Below are 26,014 nucleotides of genomic sequence, written 5' to 3' on the forward strand. Positions count from 1 at the left end.
TCCTCCCAATGGATGGCTGAGTGAGAAGGTTGGACGTGCTGGCTGTCAGTGCAGCCAGCGCGCCGGTACGATGACCAGGTCCGGGAACAGGACCAGGAGAAAGAGCACGATCGTCTGCGCAGCGAGGAACGGCCACACACCCGCCGTGACCTTTCCGAGCGGGATGCGGCCGACGCCGCTGACGACGTTGAGAACGACGCCGACCGGCGGGGTCAGAAGACCGATGCAGTTGTTCATGATGAACAGGACGCCGAAGTAGACCGGGTCGATGCCCGCCTGCTTGATGATCGGCATGAGTACCGGCGTCAGGATCAGAATCGTCGGCGTCAGGTCCAGAGCGGTGCCGACGATCAGCACCAGGATCATGACAACGAACATCAGCAGGATCGGACGGTCGATCAACGGTTCGATGTAGCCGGTGATCTCGGCCGGAATGTTCGCGGCAGTGATCAACCAGGCGGAAACGAGCGCGGCGCAGACCAGGAACATGATCACGGACGTCGTCTTTGCCGCCTGCAGGATCACGCGCGGAAGCTCTTTCCACGTCAGCTCACGGTAAATGAACAGGCCGACGAAGAGGGCGTAGGCCGCGGCGACGACGGCCGCTTCCGTGGGGGTGACCATGCCCGCCTTGATGCCGCCGAGAATGATGATCGGCATGCCGAGCGCCCAGAGTGCCCGACCGGTCACCTGGAGGCGTTCCTTCATCGACGCGCGCGGAAGTGCCTCGACCTTGTCCTTGCGCACGACGATCAGCCAGGTGCCGATCAACGCAATGCCCATCATGAGGCCGGGAACGATGCCGGCCATGAAGAGCTGCGTGATCGAAACGTTGGCGGCGACGCCGAAGACGATGAAGGCCATGGACGGCGGAATGACCGGTGCGATGATGCCGCCAGCGGCGATGAGACCGGCCGAACGCGGGACATTGTAGCCTGCCTTGGCCATCATCGGGATGAGGATGGCGGCGAGCGCGGCGGTGTCCGCGGCCGCGGAGCCGGAAATGCTGGCCATGATCAGCGCGGCGACGATCGCCACGATGCCGAGACCGCCACGAATGTGTCCCACGCAGGCGATGGCGAAATCGATGATCCGGCGCGAAAGGCCGCCGGCGTTCATCAGCTCGCCCGCCAGAATGAAGAACGGAATGGCGAGCAGAGTGAAGGTGTCAGCCCCGGCGATCATGTTCTGGGCGATGATCTGGGTGTTGAACATCCCCATGTACCACATGAGCACGACGCCGCAGAACATCAGCGAAAATGCAACCGGCACCCCGATCGCCATGGCTCCCAGCAGGGAACCAACAAAAACGAAAAGGGTCATCAGCTACGCTCCGCCATCTGTTCGAGAGTGAGGTTTTCGCCAGCGAAAGCCTCGATTTCTTCCTGGGTCACGCGACCGGTAAGGAGACGAACAAGACGTTCAAGCGCGATGATCACGCAGCCGGCGCCGGTAAAGAAGCCGATGCCGTAGACGAAGCCCATCGACAGGCCGGTCACAGGCGCCTTCATGCTCCAGTTGATCGGAAGCTGCTTCCAGGTGCCCCAGAAGAAGATCGCCGAACAGGCGATGATCACCAGATTGCTGAGGATCATGCAGACGATGCGCCCCTTGCGGCCGAGAATCGCGACCAGCGATTCGACGCCCAGGTGTCCGTGTTCGCGGAAGGTCACGACGGCGCCGATGAAGGTTACCCAGACGAAGAAGTAGCGCGCCAGTTCATCCGACACTGTCAGGCCGGAATTCATGGAGTAGCGCATGACGACGTTGACGAAAACCATGACGGCCATCCCCGAAAGAAGGATGATCAGCAGGATTTCGAGAGCTTTGTAGAATAGATCGATTGGCTTTTGCACTCGGTCCTCCCCCGTTCGAAAATTACAAGAGGCCGCGCTTGGCGAGGTTTCGCATGAGGGCGCCGACCCCGAAGGTCCACTCCGGGCAGGCATCGCAGCGATCAACCCAGTTCACCAGACGCCCGAGCTTCGGCGTCGATATTTCCACCCGGTCGCCCACTTCGTGCGTGAAGCCTTGTCCGACGCCACGGCGATCCTTCACCGGCGCGAACATGGTGCCGAGGAACAGCACCGCACCGTCCGGATACTGGTGATTGCGGTTGCGCAGTTGCGACACCAGGTTTTCCGGGCTGCGGCTGATCGCTTCCATCGGGCTTTCACCGGCCATCTCGAAACCGTCCTCGCCCTTGACCAGCAGCGAGACGCGAACCTTGCGCAGGTCGTCGATCGTGAAGTTCTCATCGAACAGGCGAATGAACGGACCGATCGAGCAGGACGCATTGTTGTCCTTCGCCTTGCCGAGCAGCAAGGCGGAACGGCCTTCGACATCACGCAGGTTCACGTCGTTGCCGAGCGTGGCGCCGAGGATCGTGCCGTCGGAACGAACTGCGAGCACGACTTCTGGCTCGGGATTGTTCCACTGCGAGATCGGATGAATGCCAACCGTGTCGCCACAGCCGACGGACGACATGGGCTGCGACTTGGTGAAGATCTCGGCGTCGGGGCCGATTCCGACCTCGAGGTACTGCGACCAGAGATTCATGTCCTGCAGCAGCGCCTTGACCTTTGCCGCCTGCTCCGAACCGGCCACGAGACCGCGCAAGCTGTCGCCGAGCACCGGCGCCAGCCGGTCGCGGATTTCGCGTGCCCGGGAGGAATCGCCCTTGGCCTGCTCCTCGATCACGCGCTCGAGCATGCTGTCGGCGAAGGTGACGCCAGCCGCCTTGATCGACTGAAGGTCGATCGGTGCCAGAAGTTCGCCCGCCTTGCCGGAGAGGAAATCGTCGAGGGAGCCGAGATCGGCGAGACCGGTCGCGGATTTCAGCCGGTCGACCAGCCCGTCCTGCTCGAACAGGAAGGAAACGGTGGCGGCGACGGTCGTCAGGTCAAGCAAACGTCCGTCGCGCAGCAGGACCGGACATGGGCCATCGACGGCCTTCGACCACACACGCCCGACCAGAACGGCCTGCGCTGCGTCTTCCGGCAAAATTCCGGCCGCGGATAGTGAATGCTTGGAAACCAAGTCCATCCTCCCTTGAATGTCTCCCAGGCAGCGGCCTCCTGCTGCCTTGCCTTATTGTCAGGATGTCTGACAACGCTCCTGAATCGTTTTAGTCGGACTCCGCCGCACTGTCCAGCGTTCAAAATCACGACTGCTCAAAAAGCCGCCACGCTTGAGACTGTCCTCACAATTTCCACAGACTCTCGACGATTGGCTTGATCAAATGCGAGCTCAATAGGCCTCGAGCGTCAGGTCGAGCCGCCTCGCCGCCCCCAACAGGTGCGCCTTCATCGCCTCCCTCGCCCGCTTCGGATCCCGGCTGGCAATGGCATCGCGCAAGGCGACGTGCTCCTCGATCGTCACCTCGACGATCTCCTCCAGAACCGCGGCCGCCCGCGCGGCATTGATCGCCACACTGATGCGCTCCGCGATGAACCCGATGAAGACCGAGAAGTATTCGTTTCCGGTCGCGGCGGCCACCGCGCGGTGAAACGCAAGGTCGGCGAGGATGCCTTCCGCCGTCCATTTTTCCGCGCCGCTCATGCTGGCGAGCGCTTCGTCGATACGCTCAAGGTCGTCGGCCGTATGGTGCAGCGCGGCCAGGCCCGCGGCCTCGATCTCCAGCGGCACACGCAACTGAAAGAGATCACGGAAACTTTCGCGGTCGGCGAGCTCATCCTGCTCGATGCGGATCGGTCGTGCGTGAGGCTCGGTGACGAAGGCACCGACACCCTGGCGCGTCTCCACCAGTCCTTCATTGCGCAGCTGCGCAATCGCCTCACGTACCACGGACCGGCTCACGCCCAACGCCTTCGCCAGAAAGTGTTCGGTCGGCAGCTTTTCGCCCGGACGCATCCGGCCCTCGGTGATGTCGCGCGCAATCTGACCGGCAATGCGCGCCGGCAGATGTTCATTTCGCCTGATATGTCCGAATTCCATCGTCTTTTACGTCCCGCCTCCTCCGCGTCACGTGAGGGTTTTCCATCAATCCCTCGCGAAACTCAATTGGCAACCGGGGTTCATCCGAAGATCCGGATCGATCGCCGTCTTCGCCGCGGTCAGCAGCTTGCGCCGAACCTCGGTGAGACGCGTGTCGAAGTCGGATTTCTTCAAGCGACCGATGCCATGCTCGGCACTGATCGAGCCGTGATAGCCGTCGAGCACGTCGTTGATGATCTTCTTCGCCCTGTAGATCCGCGCATCGATCTCACTGCGCGGCAGGTCACCCGGCGGCAGCACGTTCAGATGCACGTTGCCGTCGCCGACATGGCCGTAGGAGACGCAGACGCATTCCGGAAGTGCGTCGTAAACGGCCTTCTCGGCATCACGCACGAAGTCGGCGAGCCGCGACAGCGGAACGGAAACGTCGGTGCGCAAGTGCGGACCGCGCTTGGCTTGCCCTTCGTTCATGCCCTCGCGGAAAAGCCAGAGATTGCGTGCCTGCGCCTTGGACGTGGCGACCACCCCGTCGACCACGAGACCGTCGCCCATGACACCTTCAAGGAAGCGCTCCATCAGATCCGACACATCGACCAGCCCCGAGCCCGAGATTTCGAGCAGCGCATAGGCCGGGTGGTCGCCCGACATCGGCATGGCGAGGTCCGGCATCGCCTCGCGCGCCAGCGTGAAGGCGAGCGGCGGCATGAACTCGAAAGCCGACAGGAGGTCGCAGCAGTCGCGGCGGGCACGGCGGTAGAGCGCGATCACGTCGTCGAGCGAATTCAATCCCAGAAGGGCGGTGACCACCTGATCCGGCATCGGCATCAGCTTCACCGCGACCGCCGTAATGATCCCGAGCGTACCTTCGGCTCCGATGAACAGTTGCTTCAGATCGATGCCGCGATTGTCCTTGCGCAGCGTCGACAAGCCTTCGAAAACCGAACCGTCGGGCAGGACGACTTCCAGCCCCAGCACCAGTTCGCGCGTCATGCCGTAGCGCAGGACATTGATGCCGCCGGCATTGGTGGAGACATTGCCGCCGATTCGGCAGGACCCCTGCGCACCGAGCGCGAGCGGAAAGAACATTCCGGCTTCCTCGACCTTGTCCTTGAATTCGGAAAGGATAGTGCCCGCCTCGACGACCGCCGAAAAATCGTCGGCGTCAATCCGGCGGATGGTACTCATGCGCTCGAGGCTGAGCACGACCTGGTTTTCCGGCGCATCCGGCGTCGCACCCAGCACAAGGCCGGTGTTGCCGCCCTGCGGCACGATCGCGACGCCGAGTTCTGCGCAGACGCGCACCGCCTTCGAGACATCCTCGGTGGAGCGCGGACGAAGGACGGCGATCGCTCCGGTGGTCACGTCGCCGTGCCAGTCTCGACAATAGCGCTCCATCTCTTTCCCGAGGAGGACCAGGTCTGCCCCGAGGGCGTCCACGAATTTCTGCTGATACGACTGGATGCTCACGCTCACATGCCCCTCCCGCCCCGGCGCCGACGACCTGTGCGGGACACCAATTATTCTGTTTTCAAACGCATCATATAAGGTTATCAGACAACCTTACAATGGCTTTTTTCGGTTGAGTGGTGCGCACCTTCGTCGGAAGGTGCGAACGAAAGCATGGAGGAGTAATCACATGCACATTCTGATCATCGGCGCCGCCGGCATGGTGGGTCGCAAGCTCACGGCACGTCTTGCAAAGGACGGAAACCTGGACGGCCGCGCCATCGAAGCGATGACGCTGGTCGACGTCGTCACCCCGGAAGCGCCGGCGGGTTTCACCGGCAAGACGAACCTTGAAACCGTTGACCTTTCGTCTGCCGGCGAAGCCGAGCGCCTCGTTGCCGGACGGCCGGACGTGATCTTCCACCTCGCCGCCATCGTGTCGGGCGAAGCCGAACTCGACTTCGACAAGGGCTACCGCATCAACCTCGACGGCACCCGTTACCTGTTCGACGCGATCCGCATCGCCCACGGCCAGGACGGCTACAAGCCGCGTGTCGTCTTCACCTCGTCGATCGCCGTCTTCGGCGCTCCCCTGCCCTACCCGATCCCGGACGAGTTCCACACCACGCCGCTGACCAGCTACGGCACCCAGAAGGCGATCTGCGAACTCTTGCTGTCGGACTATTCGCGTCGCGGCTTCTTCGACGGCATCGGCATCCGCCTTCCGACCATCTGCATCCGTCCGGGGAAGCCGAACAAGGCTGCCTCCGGCTTCTTCTCCAACATCCTGCGTGAGCCGCTGGTCGGCCTGGAAGCCGTACTTCCGGTCTCCGAGGACGTCCGCCACTGGCACGCCTCGCCGCGCTCGGCCGTCGGCTTCCTGATTCACGGCGCGACCATCGACGTCGAAAAGGTCGGCCCGCGCCGCAATCTTTCGATGCCGGGCCTCAGCGCCACCGTCGGCGAACAGATCGAGGCTCTGCGCCGCGTAGCTGGCGAGAAGGCCGTGTCGCTGATCCGTCGCGAACCCGACGAGATGATCATGCGCATGTGCGCCGGCTGGGCGCCCGGTTTCGAAGCCAAGCGCGCCATCGAACTCGGTTTCACCGCTGAAAAGTCCTTCGACGAGATCATCAAGGTCCACATCGAGGACGAATTGGGAGGCAAGCTCTGATGACCGCGGAGAAAGCGACCGCGTCCCGGCGCATTGCCTTTCTCGGCACCGGGCTCATGGGCGCGCCGATGGCGCGCCGCCTGCTGAAGGCAAGTTTTCCCGTCACCGTCTGGAACCGTGACGCCTCCAAGGCCGAAGCCTTGGCGGCCGATGGCGCAAACATAGCCGCGACGGCCGCCGACGCTGCACGTGATGCCGACATCGTCTTCACCATGCTGAGTGATGGGAACGCGGTCGGCCAGGTTCTGTTCGAAGCCGGCGTCGCCGATGTGCTGAAGGCCGGCGCGATCGTCGTCGATTCCTCGTCGATCGCCCCGCCGATCGCCCGGGATCACGCCGCCCGCCTCGCTGGGGTCAACGTCGCCCACGTCGACGCCCCGGTCTCCGGCGGCGTCGTCGGCGCCGAAGCCGGGACGCTCGCCATCATGGCCGGCGGCGAGGCCGAGGTTATCGCCGGCCTTACGGACGTCTTTGCCGCGCTAGGCCGCGTCACGCATGTCGGCCCCGCCGGCGCCGGCCAGATCTGCAAGCTGGCCAACCAGCAGATCGTCGCCATCACGATCGGCGCGGTTGCCGAGGCGATGATCCTGGTGGAAGCCGGCGGCGCGGATCGCGGCAGGTTCCGTGACGCCATTCGCGGCGGCTTCGCCGAAAGCCGGATTCTTGACCTGCACGGCGCCCGCATGGTGAACCGCACCTTCGCTCCCGGCGGCCCCTCTCGGCTGCAGTTGAAGGACCTGGACGCCGTTGCCGCCATGGCCGATCTCCTCAATCTGGAATTGCCGTTGACGGCCATGGTACGCAGCGAATTCCGTGACTTCGTCGCCGACGGCGGCGGCGAAAAGGACCACAGCGCGCTTCTATTGCATCTGGAGAAGGTCAACGCCAGCGAACGGAAGGACGATCAATGACCGACGACAAGAAGGCCACCCGGCGGCTGCGCTCGCAGGACTGGTTCGATAATCCCGAGCACCTGGACCTGACGGCGCTCTACCTGGAGCGCTTCATGAACTACGGCACCACACCGGAAGAGCTCAGGTCCGGCAAACCGATCATCGGCATTGCCCAGTCGGGCAGCGACCTCAACCCCTGCAATCGCCACCATCTGGAGCTGGCGAAGCGCCTGCGCGACGGCATCCGCGATGCCGGCGGCATTCCGATCGAGTTCCCGACCCATCCGCTGTTCGAGAACTGCAAGCGGCCGACGGCGGCGCTCGACCGCAACCTCGCCTATCTCGGACTGGTCGAGATCCTTTACGGCTATCCGCTCGACGGCGTGATCCTGACGACCGGCTGTGACAAGACCACGCCCTCGGCGCTGATGGCCGCCTCGACCGTCGACATTCCGGCCATCGTCTTTTCCGGCGGACCGATGCTCGACGGCTGGAACGACGGCGATCTCGTCGGCTCCGGCACCGTGATCTGGCGTTCGCGCCGCAAATATGCCGCCGGCGAAATAACCCGCGAGCAGTTCCTCGAAGCGGCCCTCGATTCCGCGCCCTCGGTTGGCCATTGCAACACCATGGGCACGGCTTCCACGATGAACGCCATGGCCGAAGCGCTCGGCATGTCGCTGACCGGCTGTGCGGCGATCCCGGCAGCCTACCGCGAACGCGGCCAGATGGCCTATCGCACCGGCCGCCGCGCCGTCGAGCTCGTGCTGGAAGACATCAAGCCGTCCGACATCCTGACGCGCGAGGCATTCCTGAACGCGATCAAGGTCAATTCTGCCATCGGCGGCTCGACCAATGCCCAGCCGCACCTGATGGCGATGGCCAAGCATGCGGGCGTAACGCTCAACCCGGACGATTGGCAGGTCCATGGCTACGACATACCCCTGCTCGCCAATGTCCAGCCGGCGGGTGCCTATCTCGGCGAACGTTTCCATCGTGCCGGCGGTGTGCCCGCGATCATGTGGGAGTTGCTCAAGGCCGGCAAGATCGACGGCAGCTGTCCGACGGTCACCGGCAAGACCATGGCAGAAAACCTTGAAGGCCGAGAATCCGACGACCGCGAAGTGATCCGGCCTTTTGCCGAGCCGCTGCGCGAACGCGCGGGCTTCCTCGTCCTCAAGGGCAATCTCTTCGACTTCGCCATCATGAAGATGAGCGTGGTTTCCGACAGCTTCCGCCAGCGCTATCTGCAGGAGCCGGGACGCGAGGGCGTGTTCGAGGGTCGCGCCATCGTCTTCGACGGATCCGAGGACTATCACAAGCGGATCAACGATCCCTCGCTCGATATCGACGAGAACTGCATCCTGGTGATCCGCGGCGCCGGTCCCAAGGGTTGGCCAGGCTCGGCCGAAGTGGTCAACATGCAGCCGCCGGATCATCTGCTGAAGCGCGGCATCATGAGCCTTCCGACGATCGGCGACGGCCGCCAGTCCGGCACGGCAGACAGCCCGTCGATCCTCAACGCCTCGCCCGAAAGCGCCGCCGGCGGCGGCCTTGCCTGGGTACGCACCGGCGACACCATCCGCATCGACTTCAACAAAGGCCTCTGCGACATGCTGGTGGACGACGCCGAGATCGAGCGCCGCAAGGCCGAGGGCATTCCGAAGGTACCGGGTGACGCCACACCCTGGCAGATGATCTACCGCCAGACCGTGACTGAGCTCGCCGACGGCGCAACGATCAGGGATGCGGACGCGTTCCGCCAGATCTCCAGGACGCCGCCGCGGCACAACCACTAACGATCTCGCGACCGCACGGGGCAAAGGCCCCCGTGCGATCGCCGTTGCCTCTCCTGTTCGACCTGCCCATCAACCTACAGCGCGCTGTTCCTCGACCGAAGGCGTGTCCTCGACATCCAGTTCGCGCCGTTCCTTTTCGGTCTCGATGGCGACATCGAGCACCTTCTGGAGATTTGCGGCGTGGCGGAAGTCGGGATCGACCGCCTGGCGTTCGGCGACCGCCGCGGCAAAGCGCTGGTAATTGGTCGGCACCGTCCCGGCGTCGAGCTCGCGCCAGATCGCCTTTTCGACATCGGGGCCCAGACAGGCCTTGAGGCGCGAGCCGTCCGGCGTATGGATCACCTCCAGCGCGCCCTTGTCGCCGTGCAGCCTCAACCTCAGCTCGTTAAGATGACCCGTCGCCCAGCGGCTGGCATGGATCACGCCCATCGCGCCGTTTTCGAACTCCGCCGTCATCGCGAAGCTGTCATTCGCATCGAGGTCGTATTCGCCGATGCGGTTGTCGGGCGCCTTGTCGAACGCCTTCAGCCGGGCAAAGACCCGCTCGACCGCACTGCCGGCGCCATAGCCGGCAAAATCGAGGATATGGATCCCGACATCGCCGAGCACGCCGTTTGAGCCGTGCTTGGTCGACAGCCGCCACAGCCATTTCGATTCGCTCGCCCAGTCGCCCCAGGCCTTCGACACCAGCCAGCTCTGCAAGTAGGAGGCTTCGAGATGGCGCACCCCGCCGATCTCGCCCGCAAGCACCAGCTCGCGTGCCCGCTGAAGCGGCGCCACATTGCGGTAGGTGAGGTTCACCATGTTGACGACACCGGCGCGCTCCGCCGCTGCGGCCATTTCGGCGGCCTTCTCGTAGTTTTCCGCCAGCGGCTTTTCGCACAGCACGTGCTTGCCGGCGGCGATCAGGGCCAGCGTCGTCGGATGATGGGCCTTGTCCGGCGTGACGTTGGTCGCCGCGTCGAATTCGCCCCAGGCGATCGCGTCCTCGAGCGACGTGAAGACACGGTCGATGCCGTGCATTTCGGCGAAGGCGCGCGCCCGCGACGGGTCGACATCGACGGCGGCGACAAGCTCGACGCCCTCGATCTTGGCAAATGCTAGCGCATGGCTGTTGGCCATGCCGCCGGTTCCGAGAATAAGCAAACGCATGATGGACCTCATCGATATCCTGCTTCGCCGGCCTGGTGGAGCTTCGGCCCCCGCTCGACGATCGGCTCCAGCGCCTTCTCCACCGGCACGTTCGGCGCCTCGTGGATCGCCTTGTACGTGCCCTGCGGATTGTGCGCCCATTTTACCGCGTTGCGCAGCACCGTCTGCACCGTCGCATCGTGATAGGTGGGATAGGTTTCGTGACCGGGACGGAAATAGAAGATGTTGCCGGCACCGCGCCGCCAGGTCAGCCCCGAGCGAAACACCTCGCCGCCGGCAAACCAGGAGATGAACACCGTCTCCAGCGGCTCCGGCACGGAGAATTGTTCGCCATACATCTCCTCGTTTTCCAGCACGAAATTCTCGCCGAGACCGGCGGCGATCGGGTGGCGCGGGTTGACGACCCAGACGCGCTCGCGCTCGCCCGCCTCGCGCCATTTGAGCGCGCAGGGCGTGCCCATCAGCCGCTTGAACACCTTGGAGAAATGGCCGGAGTGGAGCACGATCAGCCCCATGCCTTCCCACACGCGCTTGGCCACGCGCTCGACGACGCGATCGTCGACGGCGCCGTGGTCCTTGTGGCCCCACCAGACGAGCACGTCGGTCGAAGCCAGCCGTTCGTCGCTCAAGCCGTGCTCCGGCTCCTGCAACGTCGCCGTCGTCGCGGCAATCGCCACGTCCTCGTTCAGCGCCGCCGCGATCGTGTTGTGCATGCCGTTCGGGTAAATCTCCCGAACCACCGCATTCGTCTGCTCGTGGATGTTCTCACCCCACACGATGGTGTTGATAGCCAAGGTCATTCTCCTCGTGGTTTCGGCATCCGCTGCCGGATGCATTTGTCTGGTGGCTAACTTGTGGCGGGATTATGCCGCGCCGCGTAATTCCGTGCGGCCGATCGCGCGTCCTGCCGCATCGAAGCGATGAATGTGGCCGGCGGCCGGGGAAATCTCCACGGTTTGTCCGGGATGATGCCTGGAGATCCCTCTTTCCCGGACGATCAACGGCTCGCCGGCGCCGATGTCAATATAAACATAGCTGTCGGAACCGAGCATCTCGGCGTGGACGACCGTGCCGCTCCACTGCCCGGCGTTCTCGACGATTTCCAGATGCTCCGCCCTGACGCCGATCGTCTGCGCCTTATAGGGCTCCGCGAAGGCGCCCTCCAGAAAGTTCATTTTCGGCGAGCCTATGAAGCCGGCGACAAAGATCGAGTTCGGGCTTTCATAGAGTTCGAGCGGCGTGCCGATCTGCTCGACAAGCCCGTCCCTCAGGACGCAGATCCGGTCGGCAAGCGTCATCGCCTCCACCTGGTCGTGCGTCACGTAGATCATCGTCGTGTTGTGCATGCTGCGGTGGAGTTTTGCGATCTCGATGCGGGTCGCCACACGCAGCGCCGCATCGAGATTGGAAAGCGGTTCGTCGAACAGGAAGACCGTGGGGTCGCGCACGATCGCGCGGCCGATCGCCACGCGCTGCCGCTGCCCGCCGGAGAGCTGGCGGGGCAAGCGCTTGAGATAGGGGGTAAGCTGCAGCATTTCGGCCGCCGCCTCGACCCTTTTCCTGCAATGTTCCTTGTCCTTGCCGGCGAGCTGCATGCCGAAGGCCATATTGTCGAAAACGTTCATGTGCGGATAAAGCGCATAAGACTGAAACACCATGGCAATACCGCGGCGGGACGGAGCAAGTTGATTGACGACCTCACCGTCGAAGGCAAGCGTTCCCGAGGTGATTTCCTCGAGGCCCGAAATCAGCCGGAGCAAAGTCGACTTGCCGCAGCCGGACGGCCCGACGAAAACCATGAACTCGCCCGTCCGGATATCCATGCTGACGCCCTTGATGACCTCGAAGGAACCAAAGGACTTGCGAATGTCCCGCAACTGTAGCTCTGCCATTTCCTTCTCCTAAATCAAGCGGGATGCGAGTGGGAAGCCGCCCACAGTTTTCCTCGTCCGCCCTAGCCTTTGACGCCACCGGCCGTGAGGCCGGATATGATCCGCCGCTGAAAGATCAGCACCAGGACGACCAGCGGCACCGTGACGATCACAGACGCGGCCATGATGTTGCCCCAGGGGATTTCGAAGTTGCTGCTGCCCGAGAGCAACGCAATGGCGACCGGCACGGTGCGCTGCGTGTCCGACGAGGTGAATGTCAGCGCAAAAAGGAACTCGTTCCAGGCGGCGATGAAGGCGAGCAGTCCCGTCGTCACCAGCGCCGGCCACATCAGCGGCATGAAGACGCGGGTGATGATCACCCAGGGCGAGGCGCCGTCGACGATCGCCGCTTCCTCGATCTCGACCGGCAGGTCGCGCATGAAGGTAGTGAGGACCCAGACGGTGAACGGAAGCGTGAAGATCATGTAGGAGAAGATCAGCGCCAGCGGCGTGTTGAAGATGCCCACGGAGCGGACGAGCTCAAACAGGCCAGCAAGCACCGCGATCTGCGGAAACATCGACACCGACAGGATGGTGAGTAGCAGCAGGGCCCGTCCGCGAAACCGCACCCGCCCGAGCGCATAGGCGGCGGTCACGGCAAACAGCAGGGAGATGGCGACGACCGAGGTCGCGACCAGCAGCGAATTCCCGAGATTGCGCAGAAAACTGCCATGCGAGACGACGCTTTTGTAATTGGCAAGGGAGAGTTCCGTCGGCCAATAATCGACGCGGAAGAGTGCAGTCCCGGATTTGAGGCTCGTCAGCACCGCATAATAGAAGGGAAAGACGGCGATCGCGATGATAACGACGACCAGGGCGTAAAAGGCGGCACGCTTTGCGACAATGACGGCCATCAGCGTTCTCCTTCAAAATTGACCCGCCCGAACCACATGTAAAGGACGGTGATCGCGGCAATGATGAGAAAGAGCATGGTCGAGGCGGCGGCGCCGTAGGCGAACTTGTCGAAATCGAAAAGGTTCTCGCGCGCCAGCACCGACATCGTCTTCGTCTGCGTATTGTTCGGCGTCAGCACGTAGATCAGGTCGAAGATGCGCAGCGCGTCGAGCATGCGGAAAATGACCGCGACCATCAGCGCCGGGCGAATGAGCGGCAGCGTCAATCGCCAGAATACCTTCACCGGATGAACACCATCGATCTTCGCGGCCTCGTAGATATCGCCCGGCACCATCTGCAGGCCAGCGAGGACGAGGAGTGCCATGAAAGGCGTCGTCTTCCAGATGTCGACGATCAGAACGGCGATCATTGCCGTGTCCGGATTGGCGGTCCAGGCGACCTTCTGGCTGATCAGCCCGAGGCCGAGCAGTATGTCGTTCAGGATGCCGAACTGGTCGTTGAGCATCCAGGCCCACATCTTCGCCGACACTATCGTCGGGATCGCCCAAGGGATGAGTATGGCGGCCCGCACCAGTCCGCGCCCCGGAAATTGCGCGTTCAGCACCAAGGCCACCACGAGCCCGAGCACCGTCTCGATGCTGACGGAAATCAAGGTGAACTTCAGCGTGTTCCAGACGGCGTTCCACCAGACGGGATCGGCGAGCAACCCGCGATAGATGGTGCGGCCGCTCTTCAGCGTGATCCAGGTGAGATAATTATCGAAGCCGATGAACTCGGCGCCCGCGAGATTGGTCAACGATGCAGTGGTGAAGCTGAAATAGATCGTCCTGACGAGCGGCCATCCGGCGACGAGCGCCAGCACGAGAAGCGTCGGCGTCAGGAAGACCCACGCGGAGCGGACGCGCTGTGCTCTCAAGTCTGAATGGACGTGCAGGCGGCTCGCGAGTGCGGCCGGCGGATCCGCGACGGTAAGATCGGTCATGACTGAGGCTCCCCTGCGTTCGGCTTTCGCCGCTGGTTTCGAGGGGGATGGCGGCCGATCCGACCGCCATCCCCGGCGACGGCTGCAAGGCAAGGAAGCGAATGCGAATTATCGGCGCTTGCCTGCCTCGGGGAGGCTTACCAGCTGTCGCCCTTGAGCTCGGTCAGGTCGATTTCGAGCAGCTCGAGATTCTCGGCGGCGGTTCCGTTGCCGGAGAGCGTATTGTGCACGGCGCTCCAGAACTTCGAGGAAACCTCGTTGTATTTGACCTTGGTGACGGCCGACGGCCTCGGCACAGCACTCTCGAAGATCGGTTTCCAGTTCGGCATGAAGGGCTGCGCGGCCGCGACGTCCGGATCGTCATAGAGCGAAGCAATCGTCGGCAGTTGCGAGAGCTGCAGGGCGCGCGCCTTCTGTACCGTCTTCGACGAAAGGAACTTCACCAGCTCGATCGCCGCCTCCTGCTCGTCGGTATATTTCGAAACCGCGAGATTCCAGCCGCCGAGTGTGGAGGAAGGCTCCTCGCCGTCGCTCGCGGTCGGCAGCGGCATGACCTCGAACTTGCCCTTGACGGCGCTGTCATCGCCGTTTCCAAGCGCATAGGCATAGGGCCAGTTGCGCATGAACACGGCATTGCCCGTCTGCCAGACGCCGCGCGATTCCTCCTCCTGATAGGCAAGCACACCCTCCGGTGCGATCGTGCCGATCCATTCCTTGGCCCGATCTATGGCGGCGGCCGCCATTTCGTTGTTGACGGAAATCGTGCCGTCCGGCTCGACGATTTGGCCGCCGCTGGAGGACTTGATCCATTCGAGCGCATTGCAGGTAAGCCCCTCGTAGGCGTTCGCCTGGAAGACAAAGCCCCAGATATCCGCCTGGCCCGCAGCGCGCTCCTTCTCCTGGATCTCCTTGGCGGTTGCCGCCAGCTCATCCCAGGTCTTCGGCGGTGTCCTGCCATATTTTTCGAGCAGGTCCTTGCGGTAGTAGAGCGCCGGCGCGTCGGTGAAGATCGGCAGCGCGACGAGCTTGCCATTGACTGTCTGCGACTGAATGATCGAAGGGAAATGGTCGCCGACGACGTCCTTCGTCGCTTCCGTCAGGTCGATGAACTGGTCCGCCAGCTGCGGCGCCCAAATGACGTCCGTCTGGTAGACGTCGACATCCTTGTTTCCGGCGGCGAGCCACAAACGATACTGGCTGAACTGTTCGCTGCTCGACGGCGGCATGGTGACGAGATTGACCTTATGGCCCGTCTGCTTCTCGAACAGGTCGAGCTGTTCGCGCATGAAATTCACATTCTTGCCGGTGGTATTGGCCGCAAGCGAGAGCTCCGCGGCAGCGGCCAGATCGGCAGCGCCGAGTGTGGCGAAAACAGTCAAGGTCCTCAGCAGCAGTGTCATGGTCGATCGCTCCTCCAGATCTCCAACCGCTCGATGCCTCCTCAGCAAATTCGAAAACGGTTTGGCTGATAAAAGCTGTCAGAAGGCGTAAAACTTGTCAATATGCAGGATGCGTCACCCGCTGCAAATTTGATTATCCCTGAACAATGTGTTTAGATTCAAATTGTTATGCTGTTTACAACTCTTGTTAGAGCTTCAGAGAATCGCACGGGAAATCACCTCTTTTTTAAACTTATTTAAAACGCTTTGGCTAGATGTCGCCCGGCCCGAAGACCTTATTCTGCCTCATAGCCGACGATCCGCGATCGGTTGTCCCTGGCGACGAAGGCGTATATTCCTGATCGGGCAACGGGGTTTAAGGGAAGCAACGGGGTTTAAGGGAATAAGAGCCCAGATGAAACTGAAGGAGTTCGCCCGCCAACTGGGCCTTTCGCCGACGACGGTCAGCCGCGCGCTCAGCGGCTATCCGGAGGTGAGCGAGAAGACCCGCCAACGCGTGGCGGAAGAGGCCGTCCGCCTCGGCTATCGCCCGAACATCAATGCCGTGCGACTTGTCACCGGCCGGGCAGGGGCCATCGGCGTCGTCATGGGACGCAAAGGTGAGTTCCAGTTTTCCGAATTCATGAGCGGCATGGCCGAACGGCTGGACGGGGAGGACATCGACATCCTCGTCAGCCCCGTGGCCGAGCAAGAAACGCGCGACGAGATCCAGATCTATAGCCGGCTCGTGACCAGCGGCCGCGTCGATGCCATCATCGTCCATTCGCCGAAGCCCGATGATGAGCGCATAGGTCTCCTTCACAAGCTCGGCGTTCCGTTCCTGGTCCACGGCAGGTCGGAGACTGACGTCCCGCATGCCTGGCTTGACATCGACAACGAGGGCGCCATTCGCAGGGCAACGTCGCATCTCCTCGACCTTGGCCACAGGCAGATCGCGATGATCAATGGCGGCGCCGGCTTCACCTTCTCGCTTCATCGCGACAAGGGTTACCGCGACGCGCTGGAACAACGCGGGATTGCCTTCGACCCTCGCCTTGTCGTCCACGGCCACTTTACGGATGAGCTCGGTTTCCGCTTTGCGCGGTCTTTGCTCGAGCAATCGCCGCGCCCCACCGCCTTCGTCGCGGGCTCGATGATGACGGCGCTCGGGGTCTATCGGGCGGTGCGATCCCGCGGACTCGTCGTCGGACGCGACATTTCCGTCATCGCCCATGACGACGTCTTCCCTTATCTGACGGCCGATAACATGGTTCCGTCGCTGTCGGCGACCCGCTCCTCCATCCGCGCCGCCGGGGCTCGAGCGGCAGACCTCGTGCTGCAACTCCTGGGCGGGAGGCCCGCGAGCGAAATTCACGAGCTCTGGCCGGTCGAACTCATCCTGCGCGAGTCCACCGGCCCGGTGCCGCACTCAAACGCAATTCCGGACAGAACAGGCTGACCATCCGCCGGTAACGTCGATCGCGCCGGCCGACACGCCCTTGCGCCCTGCCCTTTGGCAGGCCAAGACTGCGCGCAAAGATTCGAAGTCAGACAGGCAGAGATGAAGACAAGTGAGATCGCGATCATCGGCGGTGGGCCGGCAGGCCTCATGGCGGCGGAGGTTTTGTCCGGCCTCGGCCATTCGGTGACGATCTACGACAGCATGCCGACGGTCGGGCGCAAGTTCCTGCTCGCCGGCAAATCCGGCCTCAACATCACGCACGCCGAGGACTATAGCCTTTTCAGGACGCGTTTCGGCGCCGGGTCGGACCGGCTGCGCCCTGCCCTCGACGCCTTCACGCCGGACGACGTGCGGGACTGGGCAGCCGGGCTCGGCACGGAAACCTTCGTCGGCTCCTCGGGCCGCGTCTTTCCGAAGGTCATGAAGGCGTCCCCGCTCTTGCGCGCCTGGCTGCGCAGGCTGGAAGCGCAAGGTACCAAACTTCGCACCCGTCATCGCTGGTCGGGTTTCGAGGACGGGGGCTACGCCTTCGAGACGCCGGAGGGACAAACGGTCGTCCATTGCGACGCGGCCCTGCTGGCGCTTGGCGGGGCAAGCTGGCCGCGGCTCGGCTCCGATGCTAGCTGGCTGGCCTTGCTGCGCGACCAAGGCGTTGCGATCAGTGATTTTCGGCCCGCCAATTGCGGCTTCGACGTCGCCTGGAGCGAAACCTTTCGCGACCGTTTCGCCGGCGAACCGCTGAAATCGGTGACGGCTTCGTCCGATGCCGGCGTCTTTCCGGGCGAGTTCGTGGTGACGCGGCACGGCGTCGAGGGCAGCCTCGTCTATGCCCATGCGTCGGGTCTGCGCGACCGACTCGAGCACGACAACGAGGCCACACTCGTGCTAGACCTCGTGCCCGGACGAACAGTGGAACGCCTTGCCCGCGACTTTGAGCGGCAGCAAGGCAAGGCGAGTTTCTCCAACCGTCTTCGCAAAGCCGCACGCCTTTCAGGCGTCAAGGCCGCCTTGGTGCGGGAGCTGGCGCCTGCAGCCCTTCAGGCCGATCCGCATGAACTCGCAAGCCTGATCAAGGCCTTGCCGATTCCGGTTCTAAGAACCCGGCCGATCGCAGAGGCGATATCCTCGGCAGGCGGCGTCAGCTTCGAGAGCATCAATGACGACTATATGCTGAAGGCGCTACCGGGCGTGTTCGTCGCCGGCGAAATGCTCGACTGGGAAGCGCCGACCGGCGGTTATCTGCTGACTGCCTGCCTTGCCATGGGCCGCGCCGCGGCGCGCGGGATCGAGGCCTGGCTGCGGTTATAACAGACTTCGTTCAGGCAGTCTCCGGGCGGAGTTCTTCGACGCCGCCAGCCTCTCGAGCCGGCCGTCTGCCATAGGCGCGCAAGAAGGTGCGCACGGCTGCGCGCGCAGACTTTTCGAGCTCCTCGTCGGTCGGCGCTCCGCCGAGGGAGCTGATCATCTGCAGATCGGCATTGACCAGAGCAAGGAACTGCTTGGCGGCGAGATCGAAGTCGTCGATATCCAGCCGCGTGACATGAGAAAGCCGGGCAAAGAGCGCCGCCAGGGCGGTTCCGATCTTGCCCGGACCTTGCTGGCGCCAGATCTCGAAGAGGTGCGGATAACGCTCGCCCTCCGTCTGCACCAGCTTGCGGATGAACTTTCCGTCGTGATTGCAAACGCAGTTCTTGTTGAGGCGAACGGCAAAGGCGGTCAGATCGTCTTCGAGATTGTCGCCGTTGTCGGGAAAGGTCGCCAGAATCGAAAACAACGCGGCGTTGGCGCGGTCCAGAATGTCCTGAACGACCGCCATGAACAGCGTCTCTTTTTCGCGGTAGTGGTTATAGACGGTCTGCCGCGAGACACAGGCTTCCATCGCGATTTCGTCAATGCTGGCGCCGGCAAAACCTTCGCGGCAAAATACTTCGGCAGCGGCGTCCAAAATCGAGACGCGTTTGGCGCATTGGCCTTTCTGAGTGGGGCCGCCCGGCTTCGGTTGCGGCGCTTTAAGTTTTTTCATGCCCTGAAAATAGGACGTGTTGACGAATTAGACAATGGCGTCTAAGTTTACACGCGTGTCCAATTTGTTAGACACGAGCAGCCGCGGGCGGATGCGATCCTCCCAAGCCGCATCCTGCCTGTCCGGCGGCCGCTTTTCCGTTTCAACCTTTAGCGACAGCGATGGGCCGGCAGGTGCATCCGGCTTTGCCTTCGCGGTTTCTGAAAGAGCATCATCATGACGGCCTCATTTCTACGCACTGCCATTATTCTCGGACTTTTATCGGCCATCGGGCCGTTTGCGATCGACATGTACCTCCCGGCCCTGCCCTCGATCGGCAAGGATCTCGGCGCTGAAAACAACGTCGTGCAACTGAGCCTGCTCTCCTTCTTCATCTCCTTCGCGTTGTTCCAGCTCATCTACGGGCCGCTTTCGGACATCTGGGGCCGTAAGGCGCCGCTCTATCTCGGCATCGGGCTTTTCGCGCTCGCGAGCATCGGTTGCGCGGTCGCAAGCGACATCGAGACGCTGATTGCGTTCCGCTTCCTTCAGGGCATCGGCGGTGCCGCTGGCATGGTCATTCCGCGCGCGGTCGTGCGCGACATGCACACCGGCGTCCAGGCGGCGCGGCTGATGTCGCTGCTCATGCTCGTCTTCAGCATTTCGCCGATCCTTGCACCGCTGACGGGCAGCGCCGTGATCGAACTCTACGGCTGGCGCGGCGTCTTTTATGCGGTGATGATTGCCGCCGTGATCGGGCTCGTGCTGCTTTCGACGCAGCTCACGGAGACGCGGCCGAAGGAGCACCGCTCGGACAGCACCATCGGCAGCGCGATCGCCGCCTACCGCCTGCTTCTTGGCGACCGCAACTTCCTGACGCTGACCTTCATCGGCGGCCTCGGCATCTCTAGCTTCCTCGTCTATCTCGCGAACTCGCCCTTCGTCCTGATCGACCACTACGGCCTGACGCCGACGCAATACAGCTTCGCCTTCTCGATCAACGCAGTCTCGTTCTTCGCCGTCTCCCAGGCGACCGGCTGGCTCGGCGAACGTTTCGGCCTCGTCCGTCTGATGCGGATGGCGGTGACGATGTTCGCGTTGACCATGGTCAGCATGTTCGCCGTCATGAGCTTCGGCATCAATCAGCTGCCGGTCATGGCGGCCTTCCTCTTCGTCGGCTACGGCGTCCTCGGTCTCGTCATCCCGACGTCGTCGGTGCTGGCGCTCGAGGACCATGGCGAGATCGCCGGCACCGCATCGGCGCTGATGGGAACGCTGCATTTCGTTACCTCCGCCGTGGCGATGGTCATCACCAGCATCTTCTTCGACGGCACCGCCCTGCCGATGGTGGCCGGCATCGCGCTCTGCGCCCTCGGCGCCTTCCTCGTTACCCAGGCAACGATCGGCCGTCGCCGTCGGGTCGTTGCTGCGGAATAGACAATTCCCCCGCGTCCGAAAGGATGCGCGGGCAGGTCGGCCAGCGACAGGCCGATGACCGCTTTGTGAAGCTGCTCCCGTCGATTACGTGCTAACGTCGATCGACGGGTGCGGCGCAATACCAAGGACATCCTGGCTCAGGGGCGCGCCGGACACTGCATGTTTCCTTAAATGGTAGCTGATTTAGGGACACAAACATGCAGCAAAGCAAACTGCTACGGTGCCCTTTGCGCATCTGATAAGACGCGCGGCGCTGTAGAGGCGTGAAAGGCCTGCCATGCTTCCGACGCGACGTTCACTTCTGACCGCCTTTCTGGCGATCCCCGCCTTGCCGATCGTCAGCCTCCGCCAGGCCGCCGCGCAACGGCGCCCGCTGCCGCCGACGCCCGCCTGCGGCAATGATCGCGACCTGACGCTTGCGCGCACAGCGGGTCCCTTCTACAAACCCGACGCGCCCATGCGTCACGAGCTTTTTGCCGACTCCCCCGATGGCGAGCGAATCACGCTCGCCGGCTACGTCCTCGACGCCAACTGCCGGCCGCTCGCCAACAGCCTCGTCGAGATCTGGCATGCCGACGAAACCGGCGCCTATGACACGAGCGGCTTCCGACTGCGCGCGCACCAGTTCACCGATGCAAACGGCCGCTGGTGGTTCGGCACGATCGTGCCCGCGCGTTACACTGGCAGGACCCGGCACTATCATCTGCGCGTGCAGCGCCGCGGCGGCGGGCTGCTCACGACGCAGCTCTTCTTTCCGAACGAACCGGCCAATGCCAGCGACGGGCTCTATTCGGACGCACTGCTGCTCGATATCCGCAACACTGCCGACGGCAAATTCGGCCGGTTTGATTTTGTCGTCTGAGGCGCAGCGCGCGGGGCGGCCCGGCCCCAAGGGGTCCACTCAATGCTCATTCGCATGCGCTCCATGCGCGGTGATCACGCTTTGGGCTTCCTTGCCGTAAAGCTCCTCGAAATGATCAAAGCCCTTGGAAAAATAGCCGATCCCCTGTGTGGCGGATCTGAGCGACCGCGCGAGGTCATCGAGCGCTGCGCCTGGAATGAGGGCACGGAAGATATCCCATCCCTTCGCCGCCTCGTCCCGGTCGAAACCGAGGACCTGCCCTTTGAGCGTCGAAACGACCGGCACGAGGCTTCCCGAATAGATCGAGGGGATATGGATCTCCACGCGGAAGATCGGCTGCATCAGCACGGCCGAGGCCTGTGAGAGAGCCTGGCGAACGCCCATCTTTCCCGCCGTGCGAAACGCGTATTCCGAACTGTCGACCGAGTGGTGCTGGCCATCGGTCAGCATCACGCCGACGTCGATGACCTTGAAGCCGAGCGGGCCCTTGTCCATCGCCTCCCGCGCGCCTGCTTCGACCGCCGGTATGAAGTTTCTCGGAACGGCACCGCCCTTGACGGTTTCGGCAAAGGTGAATCCGCCGCCGCGCTCATTGGGGTGAACGCTGAGCTTCACGTCCGCAAACTGGCCGGCGCCGCCGGTCTGCTTGCGGTGACGATAATGCACGTCCGACGACTTCGAGATCGTTTCGCGATAGATCGGGCTCGGCGGTTGCTCGCTGACCGCGACATGAAAGACGTCGGAAAGCGTGCGGCACAGGTCGCGCAGGTGCACCGGCCCCTGGGCGCAGACCAGTTGCGCGCCGGTCCCCTCCTCCTGCATGACCTTCAGGCCGCGATCGGTTTCGGAAAGCTTGGCAAGCGTTTCGGAAAGCTTGGTCTCGTCGCGCTCGCTTTCCGGCACCAGGATCCGCTCCATCATCGGCGTCGGCGGAGTCGTCCATTCCGGCGGCGCGACGGTGGCATTGGCTGTCAAAAGCGACGGCACGACGAGGTGATCGGACTTCACGGCGGCGAATACCTGACCGGGCGCCGGTGTCGCCGATGCGAGCGGGCGGCCGTTCGCCGGATCCTGCAAGGCCCCGAGCCCGGCGCCGCCGAGCATGGTCCCCTGCTTCACGCCACTGTCGAGCGCGCGAACAAAGACTGTCTTGCCGACGCTCGGGCGATGATGGGCGTGAAAACTGACGGCGGAAAGTGTCGCATCGGCGATGCCGCCGTCCGCGGCAAGGCGTTTTCTGAGCGCCTCGACCCGCGGCGCGTCGTGACGAAGCGCCTTCATCAGGCGCAGAATGCCGTTGCTGTGGCTTGCCGCACCGACCAGCACCGGGATGATCTTGTTTTCGCTCAAGACGCGCTTCGAGATGGCATAGATTGCGTCGCTCGCCGGCTCGCGGTCCTCGATGAGTTCTTCCAGCAGCCAGTCATCGAATTCGGAAAGATGCTCTAAGAGTTCGGCGCGCGCCTCGTGTTCACTCTCGACGACGCTTTCGGGCAGTTCGAAAAGCGCTGACGTCTGGCCCTCCCGATAGCGCCAGGCGCGCTCGGAAATCAGGTCGCAACTGCCGATGATCTTGTCACCGTCGCGGATCGGGATCTGCCTGAGGACGAAAGGGTGGTTGGAATAGTCCTGGAGGGCGGCGACGAGATCCCTCAGCCGTCCCCTCGGCTCATCCATGCGGTTGACGAAAAGGATGCAGGGCGTTCCCGACGCCTCGATCGCCTTGAGATAGGGCGCCGCCAGCACGGCCTCCTCCGGAGCCGGCGAAACGCAGAGCACACAGGCATCGCTGGCGAGCAACGCATCCTGCGCATGCGCCAGCGCCTCGTTGGTTCCGGGCGTGTCCAACGCACACCACTCTTCGCTTCCGAATTCGAACTCCGTCAGGCTCAAGCCATAGGGAGAGGCGGATTTTCTTGGCTGGCCCTCGAGCAGACTAAGCTTTTCCACGAGCGTGGATTTCCCGGTCTGCGAAGGCCCAAGTACCGTGAAGCAGCGCATCTGCGATCCTCCTACCACGATGACACCTTTCTATTGCGGGATGAGGAAGGTATGCGCGGTTTTCCGCCCGCATCCCGCTCGTGATCTAAAGCGCCGTGGGTCTCCTTAATTCGACTGCGACTTAAGGAAACATGCAGCGGGCCAAGGTACCGCGCTCAGGCACAGTGCCGGGAGATCGATGGCTCCCTCCGGGCGCGCGCCCTCCCCCGCGAGGTCGAGGCTTGACCAAGGGTGCACCCGCTCCCTTCAGTGCGCAAGGCTGAGATTGACGATCTTGGGAAAAGGTCGCGGACCCGAACAACGAAAAGCCGCGCCAAGCACCGCTGCGCCCGCATTCACCCTTGTTGCGCTATCTACCCAATGGCGCTCGGCGCAAATTGCGCCACCAGTTCGTGGCGATCGCCCGGATAGGTCAGCCGAACACTGGTCACCGGCGCACCGCCGCTCCAGGTCCGTCGTTCGATGACCAGGCAGGGCGATCCGACCGCGACCCCGAGGGCTTGCGCGGCCTGACGGCTCGCTGCCACGGCCCGGATGCGATGCTCGGCGGTGCTCCACGGCACCTTGCCAAGCAGCCAGGAACCGGGTGAGACAGTATCGAACGCTTCGGCCTCCGCCGCGGGCACCGCAGAAAGATTGATGAGCCGTTCCTCGAGGCAAAACGGGCGGCCGCTCGCCAGATGCCGGCAGGTGATGGCGAGCACCCGCGCCGAGGCCGGCAGGTCTATGCGTCCCGTGTCGTCGGCACTGGCCTTGCGGACATGCCGCTCGTCGAGACGATAGCCGTATTCGAGACCGCGCGACTGCACCTCGAGTTTGACGTCGTGGATTTCCATGACCGCCGACTGGACGTGCGGAAAAGTGACATAGCTGCCGGACTTGCGCCGCCGCTCGATCAATCCCTTCTTGACGAGCTCGGTCAGCGCCTTGTTCACGGTCATGCGCGAGCAACCATATTGCTCGGTCAGCTCGTGCTCGAAAGGAATACGATGTCCCGGCGGCCAGTCGCCGGACAGAATATGCCCCTCGACGTCACTGAGAATCCGCTGGTGCAGGGAGAGCGGCTGGTCTGGACGCTTTTCCCCGTGGGAAGAACGATCGTTGGGAATGGCGGGATCCTCGGCTGGTGGCTGACCCCGTACCTTAAACATTTACTGCCGCGGCAACAGTCCCGGCGAAGACGCCCGCCGGTTTTCCACGGCGGATGCTGCACAATCAAAGTGTTACGATGGCGCCCTCCGAGTGGACAAACATGGTCAGGATGGGAGCCGGCGGCACAGACTCGACATCGTCTTCGGAAGCCGAGATGCGTACGAGAGCCGCGTCACGCTCTTGCCCCGCCCTTCCTGGACCAGTCCTATTCAGTAGAGGAGATGCCAAGGCGTCAGGAACGCACGCGCCCACTCTTGTTCCTGATCCCGTTCATGCTCCGCCGAGACATCATTACGGACGACAGTCGAAGCGACCTTTTTGTCGCGCAAGAACGCCTTGGGCACCGGCGGCTCGAAATAGCCAAGCGTCATTCCACCGAGATAGAACATGCAGAGCCCTTCCCTGCTCGCGTTGTCAGACACAATCGTGCCACAATCGAGCGGCGTGTCAATAGTCTACAAAATTTATGTTTTAAGTGTCTACGCTGGCCGCTAATCGAGGTTGCCTTGCACCGGGCCATCCTTCTGCAGCTCCGCGGACAAGCTCGACGTCGCACGAATCACGGGCGGATTCCCAGGGTCAGGTAGCTGGAATAACGTGCGGACTCACGTCACCCGTTCCGATCGGCCATTCTGCCGCCGATGCCCAAAAAGGAACCGAACAAATTCAAACTGTTAGGTTTATCTCGGCGGCAACCGCCCTGGTACTCGACAGCAGCGTACGGCTGCTTCATCGGTCGCGGTACAGCAAGGATTCTCCTCCGTCATCATCCCTCGTGCTTGTCACAGGAATCCTGCCGACCCAAATTCCTTGGGCTGAAAAGCCCCTTCCACGTGTTTCTGACAAGTGGATGAGAGCAGGGATGGGGCGCCCCTTGCCTCACCGTCCAACTAACTTGACGAGCGAATTCTCGCGAATTCGAGTGAATCAAGCCAGCCGATAAGTGTTCGGCCGCTGATGCATTTTGTGCGGTCGACCCCGGCGCTCCGTCACCCTGTGCTCTTCGCAGGCCTGAGAGCCACGGCGCGTCCGCGCCGTGAATGACTCGCGGCGAAGTGGCGGGCGCAGCGGGACGGGATTGGCCTGGTGCGAAAGCGCTGCCGTCGTTGCGTGGAGCAGGCCTCTCGCGCCGCCGGCGCAGTGCTGCTGAGAACACAGGAATGAGAGATCGATGAGGAGCTGTGCGTCAAAGAAGGCATCGGCCAACCCCATTGCGCTACCGTCCGCGTACTGCGGGCAACGGTCCAATCTACTTGGCTTCAAAAAGCATATGTCGCCGGCGGAGACTCGCAGCAACGTCGCAGGCGCAACGACAGCGGCCCGGTTGTCCGCGGACAACCGAATCGAGCGCCTACTCATAAAAGTTGTCCGCGGACAACTGTTAAGCAGAGAAATTCACAATACGCCGCGTCCGGGCGGGATAAACGGTCCTTTTGTTAAGCGTTTGTAAATTGGCAACGAATCGGCGCATAGTCTAACTGCGCAGATAGGGCCCTATCGCCGAATTTTGCGCAGTTTTCGGAGATGGCG

General features: G+C 62.9%; 22 protein-coding genes. 7 read left to right on the forward strand and 15 right to left on the reverse strand.

All coding sequences use genetic code 11. The features are described 5' to 3' along the window. Nucleotides 1-45: 45 nt before the first annotated feature. From QA637_RS28330 to QA637_RS28350, 5 genes are all read right to left on the reverse strand, one after another. Nucleotides 46-1,323 (reverse strand): TRAP transporter large permease, encoded by a 1,278-nt coding sequence (locus QA637_RS28330; RefSeq protein ID WP_283066137.1) that lies wholly within the window; start codon nucleotides 1,321-1,323, stop codon nucleotides 46-48. Beyond that, on the reverse strand, nucleotides 1,323-1,856 hold the full coding sequence (locus QA637_RS28335) for a TRAP transporter small permease (RefSeq protein WP_283066139.1): 534 nt from the start codon (nucleotides 1,854-1,856) through the stop codon (nucleotides 1,323-1,325). Before QA637_RS28335 ends, QA637_RS28330 begins: the two co-directional genes overlap by 1 nt. 22 nt (nucleotides 1,857-1,878) lie before the next feature. Continuing rightward, entirely contained in the window at nucleotides 1,879-3,045 is a 1,167-nt protein-coding gene (locus QA637_RS28340) for a fumarylacetoacetate hydrolase family protein (RefSeq protein WP_153443028.1), read from the reverse strand. Nucleotides 3,046-3,249: 204 nt separating this feature from the next. Continuing rightward, the gene (locus tag QA637_RS28345) at nucleotides 3,250-3,957 is read right to left on the reverse strand and encodes a FadR/GntR family transcriptional regulator (protein ID WP_283066141.1); all 708 of its coding nucleotides are present in this window, start codon (nucleotides 3,955-3,957) and stop codon (nucleotides 3,250-3,252) included. Between the two features lie 45 nt (nucleotides 3,958-4,002). Next, the gene (locus QA637_RS28350; protein ID WP_428843178.1) at nucleotides 4,003-5,394 is read right to left on the reverse strand and encodes an FAD-binding oxidoreductase; all 1,392 of its coding nucleotides are present in this window, start codon (nucleotides 5,392-5,394) and stop codon (nucleotides 4,003-4,005) included. Nucleotides 5,395-5,593: 199 nt separating this feature from the next. Between QA637_RS28350 and denD the strand changes: the two genes are divergently transcribed. The 3 genes from denD to QA637_RS28365 are packed head-to-tail and all read left to right on the forward strand — an operon-like array spanning nucleotide 5,594 to nucleotide 9,269. Next, on the forward strand, nucleotides 5,594-6,577 hold the full coding sequence (gene denD / locus QA637_RS28355) for a D-erythronate dehydrogenase (RefSeq protein WP_283066143.1): 984 nt from the start codon (nucleotides 5,594-5,596) through the stop codon (nucleotides 6,575-6,577). After that, nucleotides 6,577-7,488: an NAD(P)-dependent oxidoreductase gene (locus QA637_RS28360; RefSeq protein WP_283066144.1), complete on the forward strand. Its 912-nt coding sequence runs from the start codon at nucleotides 6,577-6,579 to the stop codon at nucleotides 7,486-7,488. The genes denD and QA637_RS28360 overlap by 1 nt, the downstream gene beginning before the upstream one ends. After that, on the forward strand, nucleotides 7,485-9,269 hold the full coding sequence (locus QA637_RS28365) for an IlvD/Edd family dehydratase (protein ID WP_283066145.1): 1,785 nt from the start codon (nucleotides 7,485-7,487) through the stop codon (nucleotides 9,267-9,269). Before QA637_RS28360 ends, QA637_RS28365 begins: the two co-directional genes overlap by 4 nt. Nucleotides 9,270-9,338: 69 nt before the next feature. On the opposite strand, the gene QA637_RS28370 is transcribed toward QA637_RS28365, so the two are convergent. The 6 genes from QA637_RS28370 to QA637_RS28395 all read right to left on the reverse strand — a co-directional run bounded on the left by QA637_RS28370 (nucleotide 9,339) and on the right by QA637_RS28395 (nucleotide 15,589). Further along, the gene (locus QA637_RS28370; RefSeq protein WP_153443037.1) at nucleotides 9,339-10,421 is read right to left on the reverse strand and encodes a Gfo/Idh/MocA family protein; all 1,083 of its coding nucleotides are present in this window, start codon (nucleotides 10,419-10,421) and stop codon (nucleotides 9,339-9,341) included. 8 nt (nucleotides 10,422-10,429) lie between these two features. Then, on the reverse strand, nucleotides 10,430-11,215 hold the full coding sequence (locus QA637_RS28375) for a ThuA domain-containing protein (RefSeq protein WP_153443038.1): 786 nt from the start codon (nucleotides 11,213-11,215) through the stop codon (nucleotides 10,430-10,432). A gap of 69 nt (nucleotides 11,216-11,284) precedes the next feature. After that, the gene (locus tag QA637_RS28380) at nucleotides 11,285-12,313 is read right to left on the reverse strand and encodes an ABC transporter ATP-binding protein (protein ID WP_153443040.1); all 1,029 of its coding nucleotides are present in this window, start codon (nucleotides 12,311-12,313) and stop codon (nucleotides 11,285-11,287) included. Between the two features lie 62 nt (nucleotides 12,314-12,375). Then, nucleotides 12,376-13,206, reverse strand: a complete 831-nt coding sequence (locus QA637_RS28385; protein ID WP_153443042.1) for a carbohydrate ABC transporter permease — start codon at nucleotides 13,204-13,206, stop codon at nucleotides 12,376-12,378. Then, the gene (locus QA637_RS28390) at nucleotides 13,206-14,189 is read right to left on the reverse strand and encodes a carbohydrate ABC transporter permease (protein ID WP_153443044.1); all 984 of its coding nucleotides are present in this window, start codon (nucleotides 14,187-14,189) and stop codon (nucleotides 13,206-13,208) included. Before QA637_RS28390 ends, QA637_RS28385 begins: the two co-directional genes overlap by 1 nt. Before the next feature lie 137 nt (nucleotides 14,190-14,326). Beyond that, a complete protein-coding gene (locus QA637_RS28395; RefSeq protein ID WP_283066148.1) occupies nucleotides 14,327-15,589 on the reverse strand; it encodes an ABC transporter substrate-binding protein in 1,263 nt (420 codons plus the stop codon). A gap of 394 nt (nucleotides 15,590-15,983) precedes the next feature. Between QA637_RS28395 and QA637_RS28400 the strand changes: the two genes are divergently transcribed. Further along, the gene (locus QA637_RS28400) at nucleotides 15,984-17,027 is read left to right on the forward strand and encodes a substrate-binding domain-containing protein (protein ID WP_153443048.1); all 1,044 of its coding nucleotides are present in this window, start codon (nucleotides 15,984-15,986) and stop codon (nucleotides 17,025-17,027) included. A gap of 102 nt (nucleotides 17,028-17,129) precedes the next feature. Beyond that, nucleotides 17,130-18,338, forward strand: coding sequence for a BaiN/RdsA family NAD(P)/FAD-dependent oxidoreductase (locus QA637_RS28405; protein WP_283066150.1), 1,209 nt, complete (start codon nucleotides 17,130-17,132; stop codon nucleotides 18,336-18,338). A 10-nt stretch (nucleotides 18,339-18,348) separates the two neighbouring features. Here the strand turns inward: QA637_RS28405 and QA637_RS28410 are convergent, their stop codons facing one another. Beyond that, nucleotides 18,349-19,053, reverse strand: coding sequence for a TetR/AcrR family transcriptional regulator (locus QA637_RS28410; protein ID WP_153443052.1), 705 nt, complete (start codon nucleotides 19,051-19,053; stop codon nucleotides 18,349-18,351). 216 nt (nucleotides 19,054-19,269) lie between these two features. On the opposite strand from QA637_RS28410, the gene QA637_RS28415 reads away from it, so the two are divergent. Continuing rightward, entirely contained in the window at nucleotides 19,270-20,469 is a 1,200-nt protein-coding gene (locus QA637_RS28415; protein ID WP_283066151.1) for a multidrug effflux MFS transporter, read from the forward strand. Between the two features lie 277 nt (nucleotides 20,470-20,746). Beyond that, nucleotides 20,747-21,331: a dioxygenase family protein gene (locus tag QA637_RS28420; protein ID WP_283066152.1), complete on the forward strand. Its 585-nt coding sequence runs from the start codon at nucleotides 20,747-20,749 to the stop codon at nucleotides 21,329-21,331. A 39-nt stretch (nucleotides 21,332-21,370) separates the two neighbouring features. Here the strand turns inward: QA637_RS28420 and QA637_RS28425 are convergent, their stop codons facing one another. The 3 genes from QA637_RS28425 to QA637_RS28435 form a co-directional block, all read right to left on the reverse strand. After that, nucleotides 21,371-23,332, reverse strand: coding sequence for an elongation factor G (locus QA637_RS28425; RefSeq protein WP_283066153.1), 1,962 nt, complete (start codon nucleotides 23,330-23,332; stop codon nucleotides 21,371-21,373). 353 nt (nucleotides 23,333-23,685) lie between these two features. Then, nucleotides 23,686-24,351, reverse strand: a complete 666-nt coding sequence (gene hutC / locus QA637_RS28430) for a histidine utilization transcriptional repressor HutC (RefSeq protein WP_428843179.1) — start codon at nucleotides 24,349-24,351, stop codon at nucleotides 23,686-23,688. A 342-nt stretch (nucleotides 24,352-24,693) separates the two neighbouring features. Beyond that, nucleotides 24,694-24,873, reverse strand: a complete 180-nt coding sequence (locus QA637_RS28435; RefSeq protein ID WP_153443061.1) for a hypothetical protein — start codon at nucleotides 24,871-24,873, stop codon at nucleotides 24,694-24,696. Between the last annotated feature and the right edge of the window lie 1,141 nt (nucleotides 24,874-26,014).

The sequence above is a fragment of the Sinorhizobium terangae genome (genome assembly GCF_029714365.1).
In the GTDB taxonomy this organism is placed as follows: Bacteria; Pseudomonadota; Alphaproteobacteria; order Rhizobiales; family Rhizobiaceae; genus Sinorhizobium; species Sinorhizobium terangae.